This is a genomic window from Allorhizobium sp. DMC15 (assembly GCF_056314065.1).
Map to the genome: position 1 here is coordinate 993,422 of NZ_JBQUZB010000002.1, position 20,858 is coordinate 1,014,279.

At 60.6% G+C, this 20,858-nt stretch carries 18 protein-coding genes; 12 read left to right on the forward strand and 6 right to left on the reverse strand.

What is annotated here, in order from left to right:
* The 8 genes from ACT53S_RS13370 to ACT53S_RS13405 are packed head-to-tail and all read left to right on the forward strand — an operon-like array spanning position 1 to position 10,778.
* The gene (locus ACT53S_RS13370; protein ID WP_476067346.1) at positions 1–1,521 is read left to right on the forward strand and encodes a right-handed parallel beta-helix repeat-containing protein; all 1,521 of its coding nucleotides are present in this window, start codon (positions 1–3) and stop codon (positions 1,519–1,521) included.
* Between the two features lie 3 nt (positions 1,522–1,524).
* On the forward strand, positions 1,525–2,973 hold the full coding sequence (locus tag ACT53S_RS13375; protein ID WP_476067347.1) for an MBOAT family O-acyltransferase: 1,449 nt from the start codon (positions 1,525–1,527) through the stop codon (positions 2,971–2,973).
* A gap of 13 nt (positions 2,974–2,986) precedes the next feature.
* Positions 2,987–4,132: an alginate O-acetyltransferase gene (locus ACT53S_RS13380; RefSeq protein ID WP_476067348.1), complete on the forward strand. Its 1,146-nt coding sequence runs from the start codon at positions 2,987–2,989 to the stop codon at positions 4,130–4,132.
* Positions 4,125–4,907: a hypothetical protein gene (locus ACT53S_RS13385; RefSeq protein ID WP_142072139.1), complete on the forward strand. Its 783-nt coding sequence runs from the start codon at positions 4,125–4,127 to the stop codon at positions 4,905–4,907. Before ACT53S_RS13380 ends, ACT53S_RS13385 begins: the two co-directional genes overlap by 8 nt.
* Complete coding sequence (locus ACT53S_RS13390; RefSeq protein ID WP_476067349.1) at positions 4,904–6,277, forward strand: alginate O-acetyltransferase AlgX-related protein; 1,374 nt, start codon at positions 4,904–4,906, stop codon at positions 6,275–6,277. The genes ACT53S_RS13385 and ACT53S_RS13390 overlap by 4 nt, the downstream gene beginning before the upstream one ends.
* Positions 6,274–6,909, forward strand: a complete 636-nt coding sequence (locus tag ACT53S_RS13395; RefSeq protein WP_476067350.1) for an alginate O-acetyltransferase AlgF — start codon at positions 6,274–6,276, stop codon at positions 6,907–6,909. The genes ACT53S_RS13390 and ACT53S_RS13395 overlap by 4 nt, the downstream gene beginning before the upstream one ends.
* A 29-nt stretch (positions 6,910–6,938) precedes the next feature.
* On the forward strand, positions 6,939–9,686 hold the full coding sequence (locus ACT53S_RS13400; protein ID WP_476067351.1) for a tetratricopeptide repeat protein: 2,748 nt from the start codon (positions 6,939–6,941) through the stop codon (positions 9,684–9,686).
* A 3-nt stretch (positions 9,687–9,689) separates the two neighbouring features.
* Positions 9,690–10,778, forward strand: coding sequence for an alginate lyase family protein (locus ACT53S_RS13405; RefSeq protein ID WP_476067352.1), 1,089 nt, complete (start codon positions 9,690–9,692; stop codon positions 10,776–10,778).
* A gap of 8 nt (positions 10,779–10,786) precedes the next feature.
* On the opposite strand, the gene ACT53S_RS13410 is transcribed toward ACT53S_RS13405, so the two are convergent.
* The 6 genes from ACT53S_RS13410 to ACT53S_RS13435 all read right to left on the reverse strand — a co-directional run bounded on the left by ACT53S_RS13410 (position 10,787) and on the right by ACT53S_RS13435 (position 15,721).
* Complete coding sequence (locus ACT53S_RS13410) at positions 10,787–11,014, reverse strand: hypothetical protein (protein WP_476067353.1); 228 nt, start codon at positions 11,012–11,014, stop codon at positions 10,787–10,789.
* A gap of 227 nt (positions 11,015–11,241) precedes the next feature.
* Positions 11,242–11,712 (reverse strand): chemotaxis protein CheW, encoded by a 471-nt coding sequence (locus tag ACT53S_RS13415; protein WP_113378604.1) that lies wholly within the window; start codon positions 11,710–11,712, stop codon positions 11,242–11,244.
* A 167-nt stretch (positions 11,713–11,879) separates the two neighbouring features.
* Positions 11,880–12,800: a MarR family transcriptional regulator gene (locus ACT53S_RS13420; RefSeq protein WP_476067354.1), complete on the reverse strand. Its 921-nt coding sequence runs from the start codon at positions 12,798–12,800 to the stop codon at positions 11,880–11,882.
* Between the two features lie 89 nt (positions 12,801–12,889).
* The gene (locus ACT53S_RS13425) at positions 12,890–13,870 is read right to left on the reverse strand and encodes a PDR/VanB family oxidoreductase (RefSeq protein WP_113378606.1); all 981 of its coding nucleotides are present in this window, start codon (positions 13,868–13,870) and stop codon (positions 12,890–12,892) included.
* A 47-nt stretch (positions 13,871–13,917) separates the two neighbouring features.
* Positions 13,918–14,661 (reverse strand): GntR family transcriptional regulator, encoded by a 744-nt coding sequence (locus tag ACT53S_RS13430; RefSeq protein ID WP_476067355.1) that lies wholly within the window; start codon positions 14,659–14,661, stop codon positions 13,918–13,920.
* 1 nt (position 14,662) lies between these two features.
* Positions 14,663–15,721, reverse strand: coding sequence for an aromatic ring-hydroxylating dioxygenase subunit alpha (locus ACT53S_RS13435; RefSeq protein WP_113378608.1), 1,059 nt, complete (start codon positions 15,719–15,721; stop codon positions 14,663–14,665).
* A 230-nt stretch (positions 15,722–15,951) separates the two neighbouring features.
* On the opposite strand from ACT53S_RS13435, the gene ACT53S_RS13440 reads away from it, so the two are divergent.
* The 4 genes from ACT53S_RS13440 (at position 15,952) to ACT53S_RS13455 (ending at position 20,805) form a co-directional block, all read left to right on the forward strand.
* Positions 15,952–16,269: an ArsR/SmtB family transcription factor gene (locus ACT53S_RS13440; protein ID WP_476067356.1), complete on the forward strand. Its 318-nt coding sequence runs from the start codon at positions 15,952–15,954 to the stop codon at positions 16,267–16,269.
* Positions 16,270–16,374: 105 nt separating this feature from the next.
* Positions 16,375–16,575, forward strand: a complete 201-nt coding sequence (locus ACT53S_RS13445; protein WP_113378610.1) for a YgaP family membrane protein — start codon at positions 16,375–16,377, stop codon at positions 16,573–16,575.
* A gap of 10 nt (positions 16,576–16,585) precedes the next feature.
* The gene (locus tag ACT53S_RS13450) at positions 16,586–17,563 is read left to right on the forward strand and encodes an efflux RND transporter periplasmic adaptor subunit (protein ID WP_476067357.1); all 978 of its coding nucleotides are present in this window, start codon (positions 16,586–16,588) and stop codon (positions 17,561–17,563) included.
* A 50-nt stretch (positions 17,564–17,613) separates the two neighbouring features.
* Positions 17,614–20,805 carry an efflux RND transporter permease subunit gene (locus tag ACT53S_RS13455; protein ID WP_476067485.1) on the forward strand — a complete coding sequence of 1,064 codons (3,192 nt, stop codon included), beginning with the start codon at positions 17,614–17,616 and terminating at the stop codon, positions 20,803–20,805.
* Positions 20,806–20,858: the final 53 nt, after the last annotated feature.

A 20,858-nucleotide genomic window follows, 5' to 3' on the forward strand; every position in this document is an offset into this window, starting at 1 on the left:
ATGCGGAAGGGTCTTCCCATTCTCCTGGCGCTGATGATGGCCTCGACCGCTGTCGGCGCCCGCGCCGAACAGATCGGTCAAGCCGGTCTGGCGCGGCTGACCGAAACGATCGGCCATATCGGGCGGCGCCTCGCACCGATCGACGCCCGAAAGTCCGATGCAGCCGCCCTGCTGACCGACGAGCTGGGGGACATTGGCGTCTGGAAAAAACGGCAGACCCCGCCCCTCGACACCGTCCCGGGACGGGCGACACTGCACACGATCCCGGTGGATTTCATGCTGGCGCAGCTGCGTCTCCAGACCGGCGGAAGATTTGCGCCTGACACCCAGAAAGCTGTTGCTGACAAGGATGCGACTGCCCTCTTCGTTCGAGGCGGCTCGATCGCGCTCGGCGAGCTCGCAAGGCTCACCGAGAAACAACATCCGGGAGCGATCGAACGTCGTGGTGGAGCCTATGTCGCCCATTGGCCGATCGTCATCTGGTCGGACGCAGCCCTGGTTGTGGAGCCCGGCCAGACGCTGGAACTGTCGACCCGTGAGGGCGCGTTCATTCTCAATTCCGGCCTCTTGACCATCAACCAGGCGGGTCTGGCCTCCACACCGGATACCAATGCATCAATGCCCGCCTTTCGTCCTTTCCTCGCCACCGCCATGACCGGCGCGATCCAGGCGCAGAAGGCCCGGTTCGCCAATCTTGGCTACGGTGAGAACAGCGTGACCAGCGGGCTGTCGATCATCGGCGCGGCGCTCTATCCGGCAAAGTTGCAGACCCACTTCATCGACAGCAGTTTCGTGAGCGTAAGGGCGCTGACCTTCGAAAATGCGCGCGATATCTCGATCGTTGCCAACCGCTTCCAGAACATGGCCGGTCCCGCAATCGCCTTCAGCGGCATCACGCGCAGCCGAGTTCTAGACAATGTCGTGACCGGCACCGCAAAGGCCCAGGCGATCGACGTGCAGAATTCCAGCTCCGATGTCGAGATTGCCGGCAACATCATCCTCGGCAATCGCGGCAGCGGCATCTTCGTCGCCAATAACGTTCGAGACGTCACGATCACCGGCAATCTCCTCGCAGGCAATGGTCGCGGCGGAATTTCGGTTGTGCGCAGCGCCTGTATCGACGTGGCCGACAATGTCGTTGTTTCAAACGCCCAGGTTGGCATCAAGATCCGGTCAGGCGATGCGCTGACCCTGTCGAGAAATCACCTGATCGCCAACGCCGGTGCCGGCGTTTCCATCCTCGACCAGCAGAAAGATGCGGTGATCACGGTCGCCGACAATGCCTTCTCATCCAACAAATCGGGCGTTTTTGGCGGCTCCGCCAGCGAAGTGACCCTGAACGCCAATGATTTCGCCGGCCAGTCACCCATCCTGCTCGACGGCGAATTCTCAAACTACGTTCCCGCACTTCTCCGCGCCTCCTCGTCTCCCGAGGGTGTGCAGCAAGCCTTCACCATCCACCCCAACGCAACGTCGACAACCGGGCCAACATCCCGGCCTGACTGCAAGACTGGGAGCTAGTTCATGGTCTTCTCCTCCGAGACTTTCCTCTTCCTCTTCTTACCCCTGTTCCTGTCGGCCTATTACCTGACGCCGGAACGCCTGCGGTCGTGGACGATCCTTATCGGCTCCTACATCTTCTACTGCTGGTGGCGCGCCGATTTCCTGCTGCTCTTCATCGCGGTCACCGCCTGGGCCTATGGCTGCGGCCTGTTGATTGATCGATGGGAAGGCCAGGCCCGCGCCAAGACGACACTGATCGTCGGCGTCATCGGCTGCCTGATCGTGCTTGGCATCTTCAAGTATCTGAACTTCTTCATGGACAGCTTTGCTGCCCTGATTGGAACGACCCCGGAAGAACTCGGTTACCACTGGCAGCTGATCCTGCCGATCGGCGTGTCCTTCTACGTCTTCCACGCCATCGGCTACATCGTCGACGTCTACCGCAAGGATACGCCGGCGACCCGCAGCTTCGTCGACTTCGCCGCCTTCATGGCCCTCTTCCCGCACATGATCGCCGGCCCGGTCCTGCGCTTCCGTGATCTCACCGACCAGTTCATCAAGCGCGAGCATTCGCTGCCGATTTTCACCTCCGGCCTCTACATCTTCACCATTGGCCTGGCCAAAAAGGTGCTGATCGCCGACACCGTCGCTCCGATCGCCGATCAGGCCTTCTCCATGGCCAACCCGACGGCCGTCGAATCCTGGCTTGGCGCCATCGCCTACATGCTGCAGCTCTATTTCGACTTCTCCGGCTATTCCGACATGGCGATCGGCCTCGCGCTGATGATGGGCTTCCGCTTCAAGCAGAATTTCAACACGCCCTATCTCAGCCTGTCGATCACCGAGTTCTGGCAGCGTTGGCACATCAGCCTCTCCACCTGGCTGCGCGACTACCTCTACATTCCGCTCGGCGGCAATCGCAAAGGCTCGGCCCGCACCTACGTCAACCTCTTCCTGGTCATGCTGCTGGGCGGCCTGTGGCATGGTGCTGCCTGGACCTACGTCATCTGGGGTGCCTGGCACGGTGGCTGGCTGGCCATCGAACGCTACACCGGTTGGGCCAAAAAGGCACCGCCGCGCCTTATCTCCCTGCCCATCACTCTGGTGCTGGTGCTCATCGGCTGGGTCATGTTCCGGGCAGCGACTGTCGAAAGCGCCTTCACGGTCTATGGCGGCATGCTCGGCCTGAACGGTATAGCACCCGGTATCGAGTTCCTCGCCAACGTCACCCGCGAGAACATTCTCTTCCTGGTCCTGGCGATCATCGCGGTCTTTGCCGAGCCCTACTTCAAGAAGCTGACCGATGCCGAAATCTCGGCGGAAGCCCACGGCTTCCAGGTGACCGGCAATGGTGTCGCGGTTGCCCGCCCCTCGCTCGCCTATCCGATCGCCATGAGCCTGCTTCTCGTGGTCACCGTCGCCCGGCTCTCCGAGCAATCGGTCTCGCCCTTCCTCTACTTCCAGTTCTGACGGGAGATTGAACATGAGCAAGCTACGCCAGCACACCGCAACCCTGCTGCTGCCGACAGTCTTCTTCGGTTACGCGATCTATGCCAACTCCACCATGCTCCTTGACACGCCAACGGATGCCAAGGGAAGCAAGGTCAACGATCTGTCGCTCTCTTATGTCATCGACGGCGAGGCGACACGGGATCTCGACGCGCTGTACAAGAGTGAACTGCCGCACCGCGACCCCGCCGTCGGCGTCATCGGCAATGCCCGCTACGCCCTTCTTGGCTCCGGTCGCAGGGGTGTCATCATCGGTGAGGACGGTTGGTTCTTCACCGGTGAGGAGTTCAAGCGCGTCAAGCCCGCCGACATCGACAGCGCGGTCGCGAAGATCGATCAGGTCAGGGCCACTCTGGCAGAGGCCGGTATCCAGCTGGTGATGGTCCCCTTGCCGGCGAAGTCTGATATTTATGCCGAGCATCTGCCAGACGTCATGCGCTCCGATGCCATGCAGGTTGCCTATGCCGACTTCTCGGCCGCCTTGAAGGCGAAGGGCATGACGGTGGTCGATACCCGCGCCGCCATGCTCTCCGCAAAGCAGTACGGCGAACTCTTCCTGAAATCCGACACCCACTGGACGCCCACAGGCGCCAAGATCACTGCCGAAGCAGTCCAGTCGACGATCCAGGCATCGGGCATGTCCCTGCCGCCGGAAACAGTGACGGCGAGTTGGCAGACACCCGTCGATATCTGGGGTGACCTGACCACCTACATCACCTCTCCCGATTATGCCCCGGGCATCGGCCTGAAGCAGGAGAATATCCCGATCTACCGGACAGCGGTCGATGCCGATGCGGCAGGTACCGATCTTTTCGGTACCGAAACCAAGGTTCCGGTCATGCTGGTCGGGACCAGCTACAGCGCCAATGAAAACTGGTCCTTCGTCGACTTCCTGCGCCAGTCGCTGGTGACCGATGTCGTCAACGTGGCGAAGGAAGGCCTGGGGCCCGGTGTCCCGATGATGGATCTTCTGGAAGGCACAGCCCTTCAGGACACCCAGCCAAGCGTCGTCGTCTGGGAGTTCCCGATCCGCTATCTCGGTACATCGACGCTGTGGGAACGCAAGAGCCAGGGTGGTGGCGGCGGTCATCATGGCGGCGTGGGAGACAGCAATGTCTGATCACGCCAGGAAGCTCTTACCCCGGAGCGCGCTCCTTTCCGCTCTCATCGGTGGCCTGCTGATGGCAGCCCCTGCCGAAGCCGTGACCCCATTCTTCTCGACGAAGAAGGAAGAACCGGCGAAACCGGTCAGGAAGAAGACGATGGGGCCAGCCTCGCATCTGCCGCTCGCGCTGCAGGCGACGCGCAAGAACCTGCTTGCCGGCAAGCGCGTCACCTATAAGCAGCTCCAGGCTCTGGCTGACGCCGGCGATGGCGTGGGTGCTTTCAAGCTGGCCGAACGCATCCAGAAGCAGGCAGACCCGAAACTCGCGACGCATGCTCTGCATTACTTCTCGCTCGCGGCCTATGACGGCCGCAGCTACGCCGTGCGTCATATGCTGAACATTCTCGCCAACGATCAGCTGGAATTGTCCCCGTCGCATTTGGCAAGCGCAGAGGCTGCCCTCCGCGCCCAGGCCAGGAAGGGCAATGCGGTCGCGGTCGATGGGCTTATCGAGCTTTACAGCCTGGGACGCCCCTTTGGCGAAAAGCGTGATGAACTGGAAAGCCTGCTGGCATCCGGCGCCGGCAGGAAGAACGGCGACACCGCCTTCCGCATGGCGGTCATGCTCCTCTCACAGCCAAGCCGCACGCCTGAGCAGACAGAACAGGCGACCCGCTACCTCGACATCGCACGCGACAAGGGCAGCGTCGGGATGAAGGCGGCGGCCAGCAACCTGCTGGCGCAACTGACACAGCCGGCCACCGGCACCAACGCGGAGGTTCAACAATGACCAGAACTCGCAAACAAGCGTATCTAGTGGGGACGGCTCTCACGGTGCTGAGCCTTGCTGCAACGACGAGCGCCTTTGCCGCCGGCAGCAGTGACCCGGATCAAACCGGCTCCTCCTTCGGCTGCAGCGGTCTTGAAGAGGTGTCGGAGCTTCAGATGATCGAGGGCAAGGACGGCATGTTCTTCCGTATCCTCGCCGACCTGCGCCTGCAGCACGCCTTCACCGAACAGACCATCGACAATCTGGCGGCCATGGCAAAGGCGCTGGAGAAGAACGGCACGACGCTGATATACGTCCCGCTTCCGACCAAATCGCAAGTCTTGCCCGAACTGGTGCCGGCCCGCGCCGCGCTTTATGGCTTTGACGCGAACATTGCCGCCGAGATCTATGACGACGTGGTCCGCCGTCTGGAAGCGAAGGGCGTCGCGGCGGTCGATATCGCAACGCCGATGCGCAACAACAATCGCAACCAGTTTGGCGAATACGCCTTCTTCCAGGCCGACTTTCACTGGACCGCTCATGGCGCTGGGATCGCGGCCAAGGCTCTCGCCGACAAGATCAAGACTTTGCCGGCGTATGAGGACGTCAAGCCGGTTGGTTTCGCCATGCAGGAGGTCAAGCCAGAACCGGAATATTCCAGCATGCGCGAACTCCTGCAGAAGCACTGCGTCACCCATGTACCCACGGTAACAGCCCATGCCTATGAGGCCGTGCGCGAGGAAGCTGCGGCAGACGCCGGCTCGATGGACATTTTCGGGGGGGGCGACGAAGCGACCATAGCCCTTATCGGCACCAGTTACTCGGACAAGCCGATCAGCAACTTCGCCGGCTATCTGGAACACTGGACGGGCATCCCGGTCGATAACTATTCGATCTCGGGCGGCAACCAGTTCGGCTCGATCCTCTCCTACGTCACCTCGCGTGAATTCCAGGAGCAGCGCCCGCGCTTCATGATCTGGGAAAACCCGATCTACAACAATCTTGGTCAGTTCGGGGCTGCCCCTTGGGCCGAGATCATCGCTGCATCGCTTGGCGACTGTGGGACACAGATAGACGCGAAGCCGGTCGACGAAAAGACGGTTGCTGGTGATCTTTCCTCCCTGAAACTCGGCGGCGACGACGTGCTTCTCGCCGACATCGGCAGTGATGTCAGTCGAAATGTCACTTTCACCTTCACCGGCGCGGACGGCACCGTTCGCACGCGCTCCATGGAACGCGGCGACCGCTTGCGCGCAACCGGCCGCTACTTCCTCTCGCTCGGCGGAATCCCGGCTGATGCCTTCGGCAAGGTTTCCGTCTCCTTCGACGCCCCGGTCGGCGAAACGACCGCTCTATCGGTCTGCAAGACCAAAACAGGAGAACAGTCATGAAGACCTGCATTACCCCTATTCTCACGCTCGCATCCGTAGCCGCAACCCTCGCGTTCAGCGTCCCGGCTCATGCGGATGACGGCGGCCTCTATGCAAAACCGCTGGATCCCAATTCGGCTTTCGTCCGCGTCATCGCACCGGGTGCTTCAAACGCCACGGTCGGTTCCAGCTCCTTCAACCAGCTTGAAAACGGCGTCTCGCCCTATGTTGCTGTCGCCCCTGGAGACATCGCGGTGACAGCAAGCGCGGGTCAGGGCAGCGTCAAGGCAGCGGCCGGCAAGTTCTATTCGGCGATCCTGACGGAAGGCGACGTCGTCACGATCGAGGACGACATGACCAAGAACCCGTCCAAGGCAACGCTCAGCCTCTACAACCTGACGGAAAAGGCCGACATCGACCTCTTCGTGCCCCAGGCCGGTGCCGAAGCAGTGTCCGACGTCGACAGCGGCGCGTCCAAGTCGGTCGCGCTCAGGGCGCCGCTCAATGTCGACCTTGTCGTGCGCGAAGGCGACAAGGAGATCGCCAAGCTCGACAAGGTCGAATTCAAGCGGCTTGCCGGCGTCACTGTGGTCGTGACCGGCGCCGGCGACAAGGTCGGTGCCGTGGCCGTCCCGAGCACCATTTCCCGCTAATTCGCAAAGACAGGTTCCGGAGGTTTATCATGACGATTGCAAGACTGGCGAAATCGCTGCTGATGGCAGGCGTAGTGACGATAGCCGCCGGAACTCCCGGAAGAAGCGAACCCATCGACGTCCGGTTCATGCCGCCGGACGTCGAACTTCCGAAGGCGCCGATCTGCAGCCCGCCCGTTCGGGATGAAGACATGATCGCGGATTGGACGACCTGGGATCGAAAGAGACTGCCCAAGCGCGAGGTCTATACCATCACGCGCGACATGAACCGGCTGCGCGACCTCGACGCCCGACGCTTTGAACCCGTCATCAGCCGCGTCCAGGAGCTTTTGCCGACCATCAAGGCGAACTATGGCGAAAAGGATTCCCTGTTCGACAAAGTCAAACTGATGGTCGCCATGGGGCAGACCGACGAGGTAAAGAGCCAGGGACTGGTTCAGAAACTGCTCGACATGGGTGGCCATAGCGCCGGCTCGCTGAACACGCTGGCAGACTTCCTCCTGGATGGAAAGGGCATCACGGCCGATCGCCAGAAGGGCCTGAAACTGAAGGTCGAGGCCGCCTATGGAGGGAACGCCGACGCCATTCTCGATCTGGCCCGCATGACGAAGGACGGTGAGCAGATCGACGGCTGGCAGATCGAACCGGAACTGGCGGTCAACATGGCGTTCGGCACACTGGTCGGTGTCCTGGACGAAGGCATCTGCGACCGCGTCGGACGTGTTGCACGGGAGTACGACGGCGGAGAGATTGTCGTCCAGGACCCCAACCTCAGTCTTGCCTGGTACCGTTTCGCAGCAGATCTTGGTGACACGACTGCCGCCTGGAAGGTCGCGGAATACAACCTTCTCAGCGAGAAGGTGCAGAAGAACAACGATGTTCTCGTCAAATATCTGAAGAAGGCTGCAGATGGCGGCAACATGTCCGCGATCCTTGAAATGGGCCGCCTCTACGCCGAAGGTGCACTCGTGCCCCAGGATCGCCAAAAGGCTTTCGCTTACTTCAAGACCGCCGAGCAGCAGGGCAACCAGGCCGGCCTGATCAAGCAGGCGCAAATGCTGGAAGCGACCCGCGACACATCACCGGAAGATGCCGCAGCCTACGAAGAGATCGTGCATAAACTGATCGAAAGGAACGACCCACCGGCCTGGGCGTTCACGCGCCTTGCCCGTGTCATTCAGGGGCGTGAAGGTCTTTGGAAATCCGCCCCGGCGGTTCGCCCGCTTCTCGAAGAAGCCGTCAAGCGTGGTGACATCGAGGGCGGCATCGATCTGGCCGAACTGTTGTTGCGCACGGATCTGAAGCCGACCACGATCGCCCGCTCCGCCGACCTGCTCACCAACGCTACGCATATCAACGGAGACATCAACGCGATTGCAAAGCTGCAGCGCGTGTATCTGTGCGTCGACCCGGCGGGTCCGAATTTTTCGACGGCCGACTACTGGGCAAACATCGAGGCGGGTGCGGGCAACAAGACGCTCGATCTGGAGCCGGATCAGATTGATCAACTGCCCGAACTCAAGGATCCGCTCGTCATCGCGGCGATACAGACCCAGGCGCTTTACGGCCGCGCCAGCGCCTTGGCCATTTACCAGCGCTACCTGAAGGGCGCCGGCTATTCCGATCAGGTGCTGAAGTTCTGGGCTGAGCGGGCAGAAGTGCGTCGCGGTGCAACCGTCGAGGCGGCCTTGCTCGAGTTCAAGCAGAACCTCGAAAAAGGCAACGTCAACGAGGCGAGGAAAACCATCCAGATGACCGGCGAAGGCATGACGGTCGATGCCGGTCTGAGCTTCGCCCGCTTCCTCGTCAAGAATTACGCGAGCGATGCGGAAAGCATGGCCCTTGCCCGCGAAATCCTGTCCCCTCTGGCGCAGAGCGGTTCCGGCCGCGCGGTCAAACTCCTGGAAGAAATCAGCGGATCGGATCTCAATCCGCTCTCGTCACCGCTCGACACCTATGCCGCCGTCCTGCGCGACCGTGGCGACATGGCTGCCCAGCTTCTCCTGGCGGAAAATGCGCATAGCGAAGGCGAACGCAAGCTTTATTACGACCGCGCCATCAGCACCCAGCGGTGCGATTACGATGACAGCATGGCCCTTGCCGAATTCGCGATGCGTCATGAGCCGGAAGACGCCCAGCATTGGCTGACCATCGCCTCGCACATCGCCGGCGATGACGCCTGGCGCAAGGTGAAGATCGGCGACATGTACATGGCACTGAATGCGCCGGACATGAAGAACACCGCTCTCCAACTTTATGCCGAGGCACGCGAGGCTGGCGAACCGGCCGCCTTCTATCGCCTCGTCAAACATTATGCTGACAACACCGGAACGGCCTACGACCCGAAGAAGGCGAGCGACATCTTCGTCGATCTGGTTGCCCGGTCCGAGCCGGAAACGGTGACCGACAAGCTGGTAATGTTGTCGAACATGAAGCCAGAGATCCGACGCATCGTGACCCAGCGCATCGACGTGAAGGAACTCTACCGAAAGGCGGCCGATCTCGGCCAGCCGGTCGCCATGCGGGAACTGGCAAAGCTGATGCGTGACGACCCGAAAGACGACAAAGCCGTATTTGCGTCTTTCGATTGGCTGAAAAAAGCCGCGGAAGCCGGCGATGGTGAAGCCATGTTCCTTCTGTCACAGGCCTATGCCTACGGCTCCGGGACGAAGCCCGCACTCGACGCAGCACAACACTGGATGGCCAAGGCCGCAGAGGCCGGCTACGCGCAGGCTACCTACGTGCTGAAGCTCAACAAGGCAGGAACGGAGGGTTGATCGATGAAGCATGATGTTGAAGGCAGGCTCGCTTTAGCCGCAGCGACGGCGCTGGTTTTTGCGGGCACGGCGCTCGGCGGCGCAACAACCGCAGGAGCGGCCGAGCAGACCTGCTTCCCCGCCCCCAAACCCGTCATGAGCCTCGGCTTCGGCAGCCGCTATGAAGCCGCTTCGAAGTCCCGCTCCGATCTGGACGAAGACAGCGACGCAAAGGTGACGAAAGCACTGAAGCCGATCGACGAATTCATCCAGGATCTCGCCAAGCAAGTGATCAAAGCGGGCACCGAGAAAGACATCGCGACACGGCGCCTGTACCAGCGCTGCGTCATCGACAACGTCTATGTCTGGGCCAAGGCGGACGCTTTGAACGACATGAAAACGCCCAACGCCAAGCTGTCGGTTCCCTCACGGATTGGCGGCATCGCGATTGCCTATGCCGAGGCCCGCAACCAGGTGCCGGGTCTGGGCGACAAGCAGCGAACCATCGAGTCCTGGCTTCTCAAAAGAGCCCGCGAGACGGTCGAATTCTTCGACAACGAGGCGACCAAGGGCGCTTCCCGTAACAACCTGCGCGCCTGGGCAAGTCTCGGCGTGGGTGAAGTCGGTATTCTGACCGAGGATCGGGCTTTGGTGGATTGGGCGATCATGAGCAACAAGACCATGATCGACGGCGCATCCCCGGACGGCAGTCTGCCGCTGGAAATGAACCGCATGCGGTATGCGCTTCATTACCAGTTGCACGCTATGACGCCGCTGGTCACATCCGTCGCAAGGCTGTGTGACGCCGGCTATGGAAAGGGAGGTGCGGATATCGGCAAACTGGGAACGATGGCGCGTTTCTCCATCGAGGCCGTCAAGGATCCCAAACTCGTCCAGAAAATCAACGGGAAGAGCCAGACGGTCAAGCCGGGACTGAAAGCCAACTTGTCATCCCTCGCCTGGCTCGAACCCTATGTGGCCCTGAGCAACGATACGAAGATGGAAAGGGAACTCGGATCGATCCGTCCGCTGAACAATTCGAAACTCGGCGGAAATCAAACCGCCCTGTATCAGGGGCGCCGCATCAGCTGCACCATAACGGCGCAGAATTGAACCGAGAGTCACTCGGACGAGAGTCGGATGCGGTGATTGATAAGCGGCCCATCGGCGCGGACGGCTTCGCCGGCGCCGTCCTCGGGACGACAGTCGTCGTTCCACTCGGCGACTTCGAGCGACACCAGAGTCCGCACGGCGTCCGCCGAGAAGGCACGGCCATGCGTGCCGGCAAGCGCATCTTTCAGGCGCCCGAGCAGTTCTTCGGTCTGGGTATTCGGGGATTGCGTAGCCACGATAGTCCTCCGACATCATCCTGCGCCAAAGATGGGAATTGCGAAAGCGCCATACGAGGAGATTTGCGCTCGAAATCTTTAAAAAGTCGCAATTCTTCGTGAGCGCACCCTTTAGGTGGTGCCTCGTTCTGTCACCATGGCAAATAAAGTATGACGAACAGCGCGCAAGATGGCGCTTCCCTTCAATGAGGGGAGCAGGCTGGCGGTCAGTCCGCCAGCCGCTGGGATCAGGCCGCCATGCCCCAAGAAGACGGATCGTCTTCCCCGAACATACGCTCCAGGCTGAGGAAGCAGATCATGCTCTTGTCGTGGGCGATGATGCCGTCGGAGAAGGCGGCACTTGGACCGGTCGCAGCCGGCAGCGGTTGCAGCGTGCTCCCTGCGACGGTCAGAATGTCAGAGACACCGTCGACCAGCAGACCAACGGTCATCCCGTTGACTTCGGTAACAACGACGGCGCTACGCTCGGTCGCCTGGGCAGCCGGCATGCCGAGCTTCACGGCGAGATCGACGATCGGGATGACGGTGCCACGCAGGTTCATCACGCCAAGAACTTCGTAGGGAGAATGGGGAATGGGCGTGACCGGTGCCCAGCCGCGGATTTCGCGAATGGATGTGGTCTTTACGCAGAATTCCTGTTGGTGGAGACGGAACGCGATGATCTCGAGAGCATCAGCGGCATTCGACGTGGTATTCATCTGGGGTCCTCCCGCGGAACGCTTCAGGCACTTTCCCTGTGTATCGATGACTCCGGCAACTCGACACAGCCGGACCATAGCTTGGGTGCGCAACTGGAATCACTCTACGCACCAGCACTTAATGAATTTCTAAATTTATGTACGAATCCCGCGTGCCGGTGAAAATTTCAACCCTGCAGATCAGATGCGAGGCTCGTTTCGGCCAGCATGCGATAATGCGCCATCTGGCCGGCGCTCCAAGTGGCAAATTCAGTGACAAAAGCCGGTGAAATCGACTGAAGTTGGCCAGCCCTGGTGATGAAGACCCCGCTTCGAGCCGCATGGGCCAAGACGTTCCCGACATGCTGACGCGACACATGAAAACGCTGGGCGAGCGCATCATAGCTCAGCGGCAGATCCCATATCCGCCCCGTGGACTGGGACAGATGGGCCCCCATGACAGCGGTGAGGATCAGGTAACCGCTGTCTCGGCCGGTGAAATCGACCACGGTAGCGAAGGGCCCGAAGAGCGCATCCTGCTCTTGGTAGTGCATGACCGAAAGGCCGACCACATCCGCCAGCATCACCGGATCGGCCCGCAAACGGCCCGCCAGTGAGGACGCCGGCGGCAGGAGACACTCCGAGGCAGCCAGAAAGGCAAGCGGAGACCGCGCCACCTCCTGCACCAAGGCAGGTGTGGCCCGCAACTCGACCGATCGCCGATCCGACGCGCTCCGCTCCGCGAGCACGTAGCCGCCGGCCCGCAAGCCGGCGATGAGATCGCTCACCTGGCGAGAACTGCCGGGCACCACCGCCTGCAGATCGCTGATGCTGGGTGCGGGCGCCAATCCCATCCGGGCACGTCGTTCGAGGCCGATCAGCATGTAGCAGGTGAGGTAGCGCATCTTCTGGGCGAAGATCTTGTTGGACGGCCAGCGAAAGCTGCTGGGCTCGACCATCGCACGGCAGTATTGCCATACGGCATCTTCGAAATCCTCGTGCTGAAGAAGAGCCGTTCCCCGTTTCCACACAGGGAGCATCAGATATGGTTCGACACCGGGATGGATCGGACGGTGCCCCTGTCTGGCGGCGGCCTGCGCATCGTCCATGGTTCCACTCCCTGCGATCGGCAACATAACATGACGATTCGCAAGGCGGCGTCGACTGCAAGTTCTTGCGTTGCCCGGCCGCCCCGCTGTCAGGCCGCGAACTCCCGTCGGTATCCGGTGTCGATTACCACTGTCCCGCCGCAGACGCGCGAAACACACGCGCACATCTTTGCTGCCGCATGACGTTCCTCGGCCGAGAAGAACACGTCGCGATGATCGATGGTTGCAGTCGCCTCCACCACCCCCACGGCGCACAAGCCGCATTCGCCCCTGCGACAATCGTAGATCATGTCGACACCAGCTTCCATGAGGGCATCAAGCATGCTCTCGTCCGCGCGCACGCTGACGCGGCGTCCGGTGCCGGCCACTTCCACCTCGAAAGGCTGCTCAATGAAGCGTCCGCTGTCTCCGAAGACTTCGAACCTCAGACGGCTCATCGGTCGCCCGCTCTCTTCCCAGACTGTGCGGGCGGCTTCCAGCAGCCCGTGAGGGCCACAGATGTAGACTTCGCCGTCCGGCGGAAGGGCAGCAAAGGCAGATTTGAGATCGAGCATCTGACCTTCGTCCTGAAGAAAAGCGGTCATCTCCAGGCCCGAAAGGTCTTCAAGCTCGCGAATGAAGGGCATCTGGGCACGACTGCGTGCGGCGTAGAGAAGATGGACCGATTGCCCGCGCGCGGTCAGCGCCCGCGCCATGCCGTAAATGGGCGTGATCCCGATCCCGCCTGCGACCAACAGGTAGTGCGACGCCCGCCAGGACAGTTCGAACCGGTTCTCCGGCTCCGTCATTTCGGTTTCGTCACCGGGCTTCAATTGCCAGATGAAAGCCGATCCGCCGCGGCTGTTCGGATGCAGCTTCACCGCGATCTTCAGCGTGCCCGGTGCACTGGGTATGACCGTATAGGTCCGCAGTGCCGGTTCGCCGCGAATGGTAACCTTGATATTGGTGTGCGAACCCGGGTCGAAACCGCTTCGCAAACCATCGACGGTGAAGGTGACCGCCCGCACATCCTCGGCCGGTGTTTCGACATCGGTGACCACGGCACGACGCCATTCCAGTTTCGACCGCATGATTCCTCCTCCTCATTCTCCTCGACCAACCGTCTCCCGAACGGCGGTCACCCCGACATCAATGCCAGCGCAAGGACTTTGCCGCGCAGGTCCGGCTGCTCCTCCAACACGAAATCCAGATTTTGCCGCGCCAGTCGCGCATGTTCCCGGGCGAGCGCTTCGGCACGCGACCCTTCCCTGAGCGAGATTGCCGCCACGATCGCTTTGTGTTGCGCCTGGGCGACCAGCAGGCTGCGATGGAAGGTTGGGACATCCATCTCCGTGTTGACGAACGCGTTCGGGCTGGCGAAAGGCAGGCTCGTCATCCGCTCGATCTCGCCCCGCAAGACTTCGCTGCCACAGAGACCGGCCAGCAGCCTGTGAAACTCGGCGTTCAACGCCTCATAGCGTCCGAAATCCATCGCGGATGGATCCGTTGTCACCACGCTGTCCAGCGCCTCCACCACGGCCGTAATCGCTTCAAGCCTCTTCGGATCGACGCCGCGTTCGGCGGCCAGCCTTGCCGCCGTTCCTTCGAGGACACCGCGCAGTTCGATCGCGTCGATCACATCCTGGCGGGAAAAGGATCTCACGGAGTAGCCACCGGACGGAATGAGCGTGACCAGCCCCTCCTGCTCCAGCTTCTGTAGGGCGGACCGAAGCGGCGTCCGGGAAACCTGAAGCCGCGCGGCCAGTGCGACTTCCGACAGTCGTTCACCCGGCTCGATTTCCCCTTTCAGCACCAGATCGCGAAGACCCGAAAGGGCCTTCAGCGTCTGTTGTTTCGGCACCGATTCCGTTGCTTGTGTCATATCACTCCGCCGCTGCAACATGCAGGCGTGCAGGCCCCTGCTCCGCTTCGATCATCCGGTCGATCAGTTTGCGGGCCCACATGGATCCGGCATCGATGTTGAGATTGTAGAACTGATGGTCCGGATTCGCATCGATTGCCCGCTGCTGCGCCTCCAGAACCTCTTCGTCTTCACGGAAGACGCCTGCCACGCCTTCGCGCAGTTCGTGCGTACGCGCCTGGTTCTTCAGGTCGTAATTCCGGGCAAAGGCCCAGAAATAAAGACAGGTCTTGTCCGTGGAAGGCGTAATCGTGTTCAGAACATAACCGTTGACCCCCTTCGACCGATCGCCCTGCGGCGCACCAGTCCCGGCTTCGGCAACGCCGACATCGATCGTGACCGTACACGGCGCCTCGAAGCGAATGATCTGCCAGCGATCGACGCGGCCCGGTTTGCCATATTGCTTGCGCCAGAAGGGGGGTGGGTCGATGTCTTCCATCCATCGGGTAATATAGGCGAACCGATCGGAGTGACTTGCCTCGAAAGGCGCCTCCGCCACGGCACGATTGCCGATCGAAGATCCATGCACGAAGGTCTCATGCGTCAGATCCATCAGATTGTCGACGACGAGGCGATAATCGCACTTCACCTCGATGAGCTTCCCATCCGCGGCCCAGTCGGGGTCCTGGTTCCAATGCATGTCGGGAATGAGCGCCGGATCCGCCAGCGCCGGATCACCCGGCCAGATCCAGATGAAACGGTGTTTCTCGGCGATGGGATAGGATTTCACGCAGGCCGAAGGATTGATCGTCTCCTGCGAGGGCATGTAGACGCAACGGCCGGTTTCGTCATACTCAAGACCGTGGTAACCGCAAACCACATTGTCGCCGTCAAGCCGCCCGAGCGACAGGGGCACCAAGCGGTGCCAGCAGGCATCGGCAAGCGCGACCGGGCTGCCATTTTCCTTGCGATAGAGCACGACGGGCTTGTTGCAAATCGTGCGCGCCAGAAGCGAGCGCTTTAGCTCGACATCATAGGCAGCCGCGTACCAGGCATTCAACGGGAACGTGGGTTTGGACATATCTGCTTCCTCCTCAGACGCTCACAGTGAGCCACGCTGTATACAGAATGTCAAATCCCATTGATGGAAACGCCGGAAAAGTTGATGAATGTGCCTATATAGCCGGTGAATGTATACACCGATGCCGTGACGCACTTCGCCTACCGGCAGGTTTGCCCTGAAGAGACAAGGCCGAAGTCACCGGACTGAAAGGGCTTGAATATCCGAAGGATGGATATATATTCGTATATATGAAGATAGACGCTGAATCGATGAAATCCGGTGCCGATATGGCGAGCGAACTTCTGAAGTCGCTTTCAAACCGCTACCGACTGCTTATTCTTTGCCGCCTTGCAGACGGAGAACACTCCGTGGGGCAGCTTGCGGAGTTTCTTGGAATCCGAGACAGCACTGTCTCGCAACACCTTGCCCTCCTGCGACGCGAGAAGATCATCGCCGGGCGCCGTGACGGTCAGACCATTTGGTATAGGATCGAAAGCGGACCGGCGCGCGCTGTGATCAGCACCCTTTACGAAAGTTTTTGCAAATCCGGCACCTGCGCCGAATAAGCCGACCCGGCCGGAAGCATCCCTCTCCAAAGTCTCAGACTAGCATTGACTTTCTTTTACCTAATATATACGTAGTGTCGTAGATACAAATCTAGGAGAAATAGCATGTCAGTAGATCGCGCCGTCCTCGCCTTCGCAGGCCTCATGGTCCTGTGTTCGGTTCTCCTCACCCACTTCGTCCACCCGGGATTTGTCTGGTTCACGGTCTTCATCGGAGTTAATCTGATGCAATCGGCATTTACCGGATTTTGTCCCGCAGCCGCGCTGTTTCGCAAGCTCGGCATTCGCCCAGGCGCGGCCTTCTGAGGTATAGCCAATGAAAGCGTACTCTCTTGTCGTCCTGACCGTTGCTCTTTCTACCCATTATGCGATGGCGGCTCAGGCAGCCGAGCTCCCCATCAAAAGCACGCTCGTTCCGGAAATGAAGGCGGTCTACGGCCAGATCCAGCCGCGCAACAGCGTGGCCGCCCGCGCTCGGTTGAGCGGCAGCGTTGCAGAATTGCGGGTCACGGAGGGAGACTTCGTGGAAGCGGGCGAGATCATTGCCGAGATCAAAGACGACAAGCTCGACTTCCAGATAAAAGCGATCGACGCTCAGTTGTCCGGCCTTCAGGCGTCGCTGAAAGACGCAAGGTCGGAACTCGACCGGGCCGAGCGGCTGGTCCGCAGCGGCGCCACCAGCACACAACGCTTGGACCAGTTGCGCACCCAGGCCGATGTGATCGCCAATCAGATTGGCGCAGCGGAAGCCCAAAGGTCCGTCATCATTCAGCAATCGGCCGAAGGTGCCGTCATAGCCCCATCGTCCGGTCAGGTGGTCGCCGTCCCCGTGACAACAGGCGCCGTTGTCATGGCAGGAGAAACCATTGCCGCTATCGCCGGGGGCGGCCTCTTCTTGCGCTTGACCATTCCCGAGCGCCACGCACAGGATCTACGTCAGAGCGCTCCGATCCGGATCGATGCAGCCGGCAAGCCGCTGACCGGGACGCTGGCCAAGCTCTATCCCTCGATTGAAGGAGGAAGGGTAACTGCGGATGTCGACGTCCCAGATCTCGAAACGCGGTTCGTTGGCGGTCGGGTGTTGGTCGAACTGCCGATTGGTCAAAGGCAGGCGATCTTAGTCCCGAAAGCCGCCCTCACCACCCATGCGGGCGTCGATTTCGTCACAGTAAAGCAGAACGATAGCAACGTTCAACGCGCGGTACTCGCTGGCGAAGCCGTGGAGACTGGTGGAGATGCGGCGATCGAGATCCTGTCTGGTCTCGCCGAAGGCGACATCGTGGTGACACCATGACCAATCCGACAAAGCAGGTGCTTCCAGAGTCCGAAAAGGATGATACGCCGATGGCCAACCTGGGCATCGCCGGTAATCTGACACGTTTCTTTATCATATCGCCGCTCACACCCCTGTTTCTGATCGCTGCGCTGGCCTTCGGCCTCGTCGCGTTGATGGCGCTGCCGCGTGAGGAAGAGCCGCAAATCTCCGTCCCCATGGTCGACATCACCGTCCAGGCACCGGGGCTCAAAGCCGACGACGCGGAAAAACTGATCACGCAGCCTTTGGAAACCATTGTTAAGAGCATCAATGGCGTAGAACATATCTATTCCCGTTCGATGGACAATCAGGTCGTCGTCACGGCCCGGTTCCTCGTAGGCACGTCACCGGATGCCGCCGTGCTCCGTGTGCATGACAAGGTCAACGCCAATCTGGACAGGATTCCCGTTGGCATTGCCGAGCCCAAAATCGTGGGTCGCGGTATCGACGACGTTGCCATCACGACGCTAACCTTCCGGCCGGCGACCGGCGCGCAAGGTGACGTCTCAGCCAACGATCTCACTCGGATCGCGCGGGAGGTTCGCAACGAAATCGCCAAGGTGGACAATGTTGGATTGACCTACCTGGTTGGCGAGACGAATGAAATTCTGAGAATCGCACCTGAACCTGAGCGCCTGGCGCTCTACGGCATCACCCTTCAGCAACTCGCCGCGAAAGTCGGCGGTGCGAACTCGGCCGTCCCGGCCGGCGAGGTCCGTGCAAATGGGCAGCAGATCGACGTCATGGCCGGTGCCACTCTCTCGTCCCCATCCGACATAGGCAATCTCTTGCTGACGGCACGGGATGGCAGGCCAGTCTATGTCCGAGACGTGGCAACGATCGGCCTTGTCACGGGAGCCAGCGACGCTCTCGTTTCGACCGTGATAAAAGAGGGAGACGAGATCAAACGCGTTCCCTCCGTCACCCTTGCGATTGCCAAGCGCGCGGGTGCAAATGCCGTCGTCGTTGCGAACGCGGTTCTGGATCGGGTTGAAGGCCTCAAAGGCAAGCTGATCCCCGATGAGGTCGTTGTCGAGGTCACGCGGGACTACGGCCAGACAGCCAACGATAAGGCCAACGAGCTTCTCTACCATCTGGGCCTTGCGACCGTTTCCATCATTGCTCTGGTCTGGCTGGCAATCGGTCGGCGGGAAGCCTTCGTCGTCGCGATTGTCATCCCGGTCACCATTCTCCTGACCCTGTTTGCGTCTTGGCTGATGGGCTACACGCTCAACCGTGTCTCGCTTTTTGCGCTGATCTTCTCCATCGGCATTCTGGTCGATGACGCGATCGTCGTAATCGAAAACATCGCCCGCCACTGGGGAATGAGCGGAGACCGTTCGCGTCGCCGAAGCGCGATCGAAGCGGTTGCCGAGGTCGGCAATCCCACCATAGTCGCGACTCTGACGGTCGTCGCCGCCTTGCTGCCAATGCTCTTCGTTTCCGGCTTGATGGGCCCTTACATGAGCCCCATCCCTGCCAACGCCTCGGCCGCGATGGTGTTCTCCTTCTTTGTCGCGGTCATTGTAACACCGTGGTTGATGTTGAAGGTGGCCGGCAACGTGCCTGTCCACGGTCATGGGACCGATCACGAAACCGGCGGTCGGCTCGGACGCATTTATGCAAGCGCCGCACGTCCTATCCTTGCCACCAAGACCCGCAGCTGGGTGTTCCTTGCTCTCGTGGGACTGCTCACACTTGGCTCGCTGTCACTTTTCTATACGAAGCACGTCACGGTAAAGCTGCTTCCCTTCGACAACAAATCCGAACTTCAGGTTAGCATTGACCTTCCGGAAGGCTCGACGATGGAGACGACGGATGCCGTGGTGCAATCGGTCGCGCGACTGGCACTAGACCTGCCAGAAGTGATCTCCGTTCAGACCCACTCCGCAACAGCAGCACCCTACAATTTCAATGGGCTTGTGCGTCAGTCCTACATGCGCTCGGCATCGCATCAGGGCGATGTCGCCATCAACCTGACGCCAAAGGATGATCGGGACCGCACGAGCCACGACATTGCACTCGACATCCGCGAGCGCATCAAGGCAATCTCCGTTCCGCAGGGAACCAGCCTTAAGGTCGTTGAACCGCCACCCGGCCCGCCGGTCATGGCTACGCTGCTTGCTGAAATCTACGGCCCCACTCCAGAAATCCGCCGCGCGGTTGCGGCAAAGGTGGAGGACGCGTTTCGCTCGGTCCCTTTCATCGTGGACATTGACAACTCCTACGGCGTTGCGGCTCCGCGCAAGCGTATGGTCATTTCGACAGATGATGCGGAGTTCTACCGGGTCGAGGAGAGCGACGTCTTCGATACGATCGCCATCCTCAGCAATGGCAAAACGATCGGTTACTCCCATCGTGGGGAGGGGCACCCGCCGATACCGATCCGCCTGGAACGCCCTCGCAGCGACAAAGTGATCGACGAGCGTTTCCTGTCCACCCCGATGCCGGCGAATGTCCTGCCGGGTGACAAGGGAGTTGTTGAACTCGGAGATGTCGTGCGCGTCCGTGACGAAATGACGGCGCTGCCGATCTTCCGCCACAACGGCATCAACGCCGAAATGGTGACGGCTGAACTGGCCGGCAGTTTCGAGGCACCGCTCTATGGCATGCTTGCGGTGCAGCAGGCGATCGACGCGCAGGATTGGACCGGGCTGCCGAAGCCTGTCATTGCCCTGCATGGCCAACCGCACAGCGAAAACGAGCCAACACTGCTCTGGGATGGGGAATGGGAAGTCACCTGGGTGACCTTCCGCGATATGGGCGCTGCCTTCATGATCGCCCTGCTCGGCATCTATATCCTGGTCGTGGCGCAGTTCGGCTCGTTCAAGATCCCGCTCGTGATCCTGACACCCGTTCCGCTGACCTTTATCGGGATCCTCGGCGGTCACTGGCTGTTCGGCGCGCCATTCTCCGCCACTTCGATGATCGGTTTCATCGCACTCGCGGGCATCATCGTGCGCAATTCCATTCTGCTGGTCGACTTCATTCGGCACGCGAACCGGGAGGGACGCACGCTGACAGACGTGCTGATCGAAGCAGGTGCCGTTCGGTTCAAGCCAATCCTCTTGACCGCCCTGGCCGCAATCATCGGGGCCGCCGTGATCCTGACAGACCCGATTTTCCAGGGACTGGCAATCTCGCTCCTGTTCGGCCTGATCTCCTCGACCCTGCTGACTGTCCTGGTGATCCCGGCCATCTACCGCGTCTTGCGGACGTGACATCACGCGACTTCCCATACTCCATCGGGGTTTGGGAATGTCGAATTCCCACA